The 6000-nt window shown below is 42.2% G+C and carries 6 protein-coding genes; all 6 read right to left on the bottom strand.

All coding sequences use genetic code 11. From position 1 onward, the window contains the following. Nucleotides 1-143: 143 nt before the first annotated feature. On the bottom strand, nucleotides 144-908 hold the full coding sequence (locus Q8M41_RS15640) for an SDR family NAD(P)-dependent oxidoreductase (protein ID WP_305366229.1): 765 nt from the start codon (nucleotides 906-908) through the stop codon (nucleotides 144-146). 22 nt (nucleotides 909-930) lie between these two features. Continuing rightward, complete coding sequence (locus Q8M41_RS15635) at nucleotides 931-2607, bottom strand: UxaA family hydrolase (protein ID WP_305366228.1); 1677 nt, start codon at nucleotides 2605-2607, stop codon at nucleotides 931-933. 6 nt (nucleotides 2608-2613) lie between these two features. Next, nucleotides 2614-2943, bottom strand: a complete 330-nt coding sequence (locus tag Q8M41_RS15630; protein WP_305366227.1) for an L-rhamnose mutarotase — start codon at nucleotides 2941-2943, stop codon at nucleotides 2614-2616. Beyond that, nucleotides 2936-4192 (bottom strand): L-fucose:H+ symporter permease, encoded by a 1257-nt coding sequence (gene fucP / locus Q8M41_RS15625; RefSeq protein ID WP_305366226.1) that lies wholly within the window; start codon nucleotides 4190-4192, stop codon nucleotides 2936-2938. Before fucP ends, Q8M41_RS15630 begins: the two co-directional genes overlap by 8 nt. A 279-nt stretch (nucleotides 4193-4471) precedes the next feature. Continuing rightward, on the bottom strand, nucleotides 4472-5305 hold the full coding sequence (ygiD, locus tag Q8M41_RS15620) for a 4,5-DOPA dioxygenase extradiol (RefSeq protein ID WP_305366225.1): 834 nt from the start codon (nucleotides 5303-5305) through the stop codon (nucleotides 4472-4474). Nucleotides 5306-5408: 103 nt separating this feature from the next. Further along, nucleotides 5409-5990 (bottom strand): YbhB/YbcL family Raf kinase inhibitor-like protein, encoded by a 582-nt coding sequence (locus tag Q8M41_RS15615; RefSeq protein WP_305366224.1) that lies wholly within the window; start codon nucleotides 5988-5990, stop codon nucleotides 5409-5411. Nucleotides 5991-6000 lie beyond the last annotated feature (10 nt).

The following is a 6000-nucleotide window of genomic DNA, read 5'->3' as shown; positions in this document are numbered from 1 at the left end:
TCCTATATTTTATCGGACAAACCAAATGGTACAACAGCAAATTCTTATTATGACGTTTATGAATATGTTCACTCATAAAACAAATATAAGATTAGGCCAGAACCCCGAAGCAGAGCTTCGAGGAATTCTTTTGATTAAATTGATTAGCTATTAAGCTTAATAAATCCTCCGTCGATCGGATAATCATTTCCTGTTACGAAGCTGGATTCATCCGAGCATAAGTATAATGCGATAGCCGCAATGTCCTCGGGTGTTGCCATTCTTCCAACCGGCTGTGTTTTGGATAGTTTCTCGAACATCTCTTTTTCCTGACCCGGATAGTTTTTGGCAATAAATCCATCTACAAATGGTGTATGCACCCTTGCAGGTGAGATACTGTTGCAACGGATATTATCAGCAAGGTAATCTTTAGCTACAGAAAGTGTCATTGCATAGATTGCACCTTTACTCATTGAATAGGCAAAACGATCAGCAACACCCACAATAGCAACGATTGATGCAAGGTTCAGAATAGCACCACCACCACTTTTCTTCATCAATGGAATTGCAGCAAAAAGACAGTTGTAGGCACCTTTCACATTGACATTATAGATCCGGTCCATATCCGTTTCAGAAGTCGTATCGGCTCTTCCTACATGTGCAATACCTGCATTGTTAACCAGAATATCGATCTGACCAATACTGTTGAACAGGGATAATACATCGGCCTGTTTTGATACATCACATGCATGTGCAGAAGCTATTCCGCCATTGTATATGATCTCTTTTACTACTGCTAGACCCGCATCCTGATTCAATTCCACGATCTTCACATTGGCACCCTGGGCTGCAAACACCATAGCGATACCTTTTCCGATACCACTTCCACCTCCTGTAATTACTGCTGTTTTTCCTTTTAAGCTGAACATATTATTTAAAAATTTGATAAAATTATAATGAAACACCACGTTTCCATGGGATAAAATCGTCCTGACCCAATTGCATGGCTTTAGGCTGTTCTTCACCGCTCGCAACCCGGATTACATAGTCCAGAATGCGGTGTGCGTTCTCTTTTATGGTCTCCGAACCATCGATGATCGTTCCGCAGTTAATATCGATAATATCAGGCATTTTCAGAAATGTTTTTGTATTGGTACTCAGCTTGATAACCGGTGTAACCGGATTCCCTGTCGGCGTACCCAAACCTGTTGTAAAAAGTACGATGTTGGCACCTGAAGCCACTTCTGCAGTAGTACTTTCCACATCACTTCCCGGGGTGCATAGGAGGTTTAGTCCCATACTTTTAACCTTTTCAGGATAATCAAGCACCGCAGTTACGGGCGAAGACCCTCCTTTTTTTGCTGCACCGGCAGATTTCATCGCATCGGTGATCAATCCGTCACGGATATTTCCCGGGGATGGATTGGCATAAAAACCGGATCCATCGGCTACTGCCCTCGCATTATAGGTACTCATCAGATGCATAAAACGGGTAGCCGTTTCTTCATCCACACAACGATCGCTCAACTCCTGTTCCACCCCGCAAAGCTCGGGAAATTCTGAAAGCACAACAGATCCACCCAAAGAAACCAGAATGTCTGAAACATAACCCAGGGCCGGATTTGCAGAAATACCAGAAAAACCATCAGATCCGCCACATTCCAAACCGATGCATATTTTGGAGATCGGAGCCGGTTTCCGTTCATTTTTGTTCGCTTCAACCAGACCCGCAAAGGTTCTTTTCAAAGCTTCCTGCATCAGGTTCGTTTCGGTACCCAAAGCCTGTTGCTCGAGGATAGTCAGGGGCTTACTGAATTGAGGATCGCGTTTCCTGATCTCATTCTGTAAAGTGCTGACCTCCGAATGCTGGCAACCCAGACTCAGAATCGTCGCACCTGCAACATTTGGATGGGTAATATATCCCGCAATGAGTCCGCATAAACTATCTGCATCCAGCTTGATACCTCCGCAGCCCATGTCGTGGGTTATGAATTTCACTCCATCAACATTCGGGAATAAACGGGTTCTTTTAGCTTCATTTGGGGTAGCCTTCAGATCTGCGTTCAGAATTTCTTCTGTAGATTTTCCTGTTTTGTATAGAGCAATGAGGCTTTCGACCTCGTTTTCATAACTTTTAACCTTCTTATAACCGAGCTTTTCATCCAATGCTTCCTTGAGGACATTCACATTCCGGTTTTCACAAAAAACCAATGGAATGACCAGCCAGAAATTGCATGTTCCAACTGAACTATCTGCACGGTGGAATCCATTAAATGTCTTACCGGCAAAGGCAGAAGCATCGGGCTTATCCCAATTAACCTTACGCTCACCAAGAACATAATCACTTGATGCATGATCTACATTCTTCACTGTAATAGCCTCTCCCTGAGCAATATCCTGATTGGCAATACCAACCAGAACTCCATACATGATAATCCGGTCTCCTTTTTTAAAGGGCTCGAGGGCAAACTTATGCTTCGATTCCACCGCAGTACTGAGTACCAGTGTTTTCCCTCCGAAATCAATTTTTTCACCCTTTGCAAGATCCTGCAAGGCAACCAGAACATTATCTTGTGCATGAATCTGCAGAAACCGGTGCTTTTTTCCCTCTTCGAAATTAGTATTCATTTATAATTATAGTTGAAATATTTTTTCCATTAAAACCCATTTTTCACCCGACTTTACCCCCGGAATTGCCTGCTGAAAGTTCCACATAAACTCCTCCCATTCCTGAACTTTAGGGTCAGCAAGATCAGCCGCAGCCTTCTTTTCAAAGCTAAAACCATCGTTTACCTCCATGATCATGAACAGACGGTTTGAATAACGGTAGATCGTCATATCCTCAATCCCTGAAGATCGGATACTTTCAATGATTTCCGGCCAGACTTTTCTGTGCCATAACTCATACTCTGCAATGAGTTCCGGATCGTCCTTTAAATCAACAGCGAGGCAATATCTACGCATAGTTTTTAGTTTGTGGTTTTATGACTTTATATCCTTTTACTGCGAAAGCCAATATTACGCAGAAGCACAGTAAACTCACAATCTGTCCGTATTGAACCTTCCCGCTAAGGTCTGAAATATAGCCAAAAAGCAGCGGCAGAACTGCCCCGCCAAAAATTGCCATCACAATTAAACTACTGCCATATTGGGTATCACTTCCTAATCCCTTAATTCCCAATGAGAAAATTGTGGGAAACATAATTGACATAAAGAATGTAATTCCAATCACAGCATAAATGGCTATAAAACCATGGCTGAAGGTGGCTATGAGACAAAGTAAAATACAGATTGCAGAATAAATAGCCAATAATCGTTCAGAAGCAATAAATTTCATCATAAATACACCAAAAAACCTGCCGACCATAAATGCTAATCCGCAACCCCAGCCCAAATAATCAGCAGCCAGTACATTGCTGATACCGGCAACTTCTACCGCGTACAAAATAAAAAAGCTGAAAACACAGACCTGAGCCCCCACATAGAAAAACTGGGCCACAACTGCCCATGTCAGGTGCCGGTGTCGCAGAGCTCTGAAAACATTAAGGCTTTTACTCTCATCCTTATCTTCAACTTCAGGAAGACGCAAAAAATAAAAGATAGCTGCGATGACCAGAATTAAACTTCCCAGAATAAAATATGGAACCTTTACTGTAGAGGCTTCAGAAGCCAGAGCAACCTGCCTGGCACTTTCGGTCATTGCATTGAGCTCCTCATCACTGTATCCCTCTGTTAAAATAAATCTTGCTCCAATGATTGGAGCCATAGTGGCTGCCAATCCGTTAAATGACTGGGCAAAATTAAGCCGGCTGGTTGCTGTCTCAGGATCACCTAACAAAGAAACATAAGGATTAGCTGCTGTTTCGAGAATGGTCAGTCCGCAGGAGATAATAAACAGTGCCCCGAGAAAGAAAGAATATTCCTGCGTGTTTGCTGCCGGGATAAACAAAAAAGAACCGATGGCAAATAAGACCAATCCTGATAAAATTCCGGTTTTATAACCATACTTTTTCATCAGTATCCCTGCGGGAATAGCTACCAGCAGATAGGCAATAAAAACTGCAGAATCTACCAAAGATGACTGTAATATATTCAGACTGAATGATTTCTTTAAATGAGGAATCAGTATTGGATCCAGGTTATGAACAAAACCCCACATAAAGAACAATGAGGTAACCATGATGAAAGGGAAGAAGTATTTGTTCTTTGCCATATAATCCAGTATTAGTATGTCCCGCTGTAAGTGTATTTCCCTTAGTCTGAAAAATATTTATTTTTCAGGATGGCAGCCGGATTGGCCTGAGGATTACATTACAATAATACTAATTCAGGTAGTTTTATTTTAAAGAGATTCTACCTTTAAGTAAATGTTTTTGAAATACTTACATTCCGAAAGTTAAGCCCGGCACGAATGCTTGCGCAAGCCTGTCAAGTTATGGTGCACGCCCGCTCCAGCAAAAGCAAAAAAAATCGTTTGAAGAAATATCAGGGTTTACCCAATTCTAACCGAGGTCATGGTCAATGAACCTCCTACTGCCTTATCATTAAAAAATGAGACCTCCTCATTCTTTCCCTGAAGGCCTAAATTGTACAGTAAAGGAAGATAATGTTCTGATGTAGGTATGGCCTTTAAAATATCCGGGCTGATCGTACTGAAATTAATCAATGCCTGATGATTTCCATCGGCGATCAATTGTTTAAACTTATCATTCAGTTCGTAAGCCCAATCGAAGCCGAACCCGGGTTCATTCAAGCGATCCCATGCTACCATCCTTAAATTATGAACCATATTACCACTGCCCATAATCAGCACTCCCTTTTTACGCAAAGAATACAGGTCCTTTGCGAGATCATAATGGTATTGCGGACCTTTGGAATAATCGATACTCAATTGAAGCACCGGAACATTTGCTTCAGGATACATATGCCTCACCACCGTCCATGCGCCATGGTCAAGTCCCCAATCATGATCCGGTTCAGCATGAACTGAATGTAATAATGAAATAGTTTCACTAGCAAGTTTAGCACTTCCTGGTGCGGGGTATTGAACATCGAACAAGGCCTGCGGGAATCCCCCGAAATCATGGATTGTGGGCGGGAAATCCATCGCTGTAACTTTCGTTCCATTGCTTAGCCAATGAGCCGAAATTACCAACACAGCGGCAGGCTGGGGAATTTCACGAGCCAGTTGCTTCCAATGGTCTGAAAACTCATTGTCTTCAATTCCATTCATAGGAGAACCATGACCAACAAAAAGTACGGGCATCAGATATCCGTCTTCTTTTAAATCACTGGTAAATCTGTTGAATTTGCTGAGATCTGACATGTCTTTGTATTTGATTATCAGATACAAAAATAGCACCTGAAAGTTCAGATGCTATTGATATAAGTTAAAAAAGGACCTTGATTTGCATCAAGATTTTGCTTTTTTACTGAGGTCTTTTGAAGAGGCCACCCATTACAGCTTTACCGAGGATATGTCCCTGAATGGTCTGCATTACTTTAGCTCTGGTATCAAAAGGGTCATTATTTACAGCCGGAAAATCAAGTGTGATATCAAGAGCAAGAATTTCAAACATATAATGGTGCAGAGGACCACTTGCTGCGGCTCCGGGACCTCGGTAAACCGGACCGGTTACGCTTATCTGATAACTGCCATCCGGCAATTTTGCTCCTCTTGGAAGGCCTTCAGGAAAACCTGCAGAATTTGCCGGGATATTCCATACCAGCCAATGAACCTGATCATCTGTAGTTTTATTCCGTACAAAATCCAGGTCATGCATATGAAGTAATAAGCTCTTTGTCCCTGCAGGTACATTTCCCCATGATAAAGCAGGCGAAGTTCCTTCACCCGGTGCTGCTCCGGGAGCAGCCTGACTGAATTTTACCGGTATGATAGTCCCGTCTGCAAAAGCATTCGTAGTAAGGGTCATTGGTGCCGGAGTAGTTTGTGCATTGCTTAAGAAAGCAGCACTTATCAATAGTGCAGAGATTAAAAATATCTTTTTCATATTCGGTTTA

It is taken from the genome of Daejeonella sp., from assembly GCF_030684675.1.
GTDB lineage: Bacteria > Bacteroidota > Bacteroidia > Sphingobacteriales > Sphingobacteriaceae > Daejeonella.
The sequence above is the reverse complement of the archived record's forward strand: the minus strand, read 5'-3'. Positions and strand labels throughout refer to the sequence as shown.

What these genes read in the sequence shown, in the direction of transcription:
- Q8M41_RS15630 (WP_305366227.1), bottom strand. Translation starts at nt 2,943, where the DNA reads ATGCGTAGATATTGCCTCGCTGTTGATTTAAAGGACGATCCGGAACTC.
- Q8M41_RS15615 (WP_305366224.1), bottom strand. Translation starts at nt 5,990, where the DNA reads ATGAAAAAGATATTTTTAATCTCTGCACTATTGATAAGTGCTGCTTTC.
- Q8M41_RS15640 (WP_305366229.1), bottom strand. Translation starts at nt 908, where the DNA reads ATGTTCAGCTTAAAAGGAAAAACAGCAGTAATTACAGGAGGTGGAAGT.
- ygiD (WP_305366225.1), bottom strand. Translation starts at nt 5,305, where the DNA reads ATGTCAGATCTCAGCAAATTCAACAGATTTACCAGTGATTTAAAAGAA.
- Q8M41_RS15635 (WP_305366228.1), bottom strand. Translation starts at nt 2,607, where the DNA reads ATGAATACTAATTTCGAAGAGGGAAAAAAGCACCGGTTTCTGCAGATT.
- fucP (WP_305366226.1), bottom strand. Translation starts at nt 4,192, where the DNA reads ATGGCAAAGAACAAATACTTCTTCCCTTTCATCATGGTTACCTCATTG.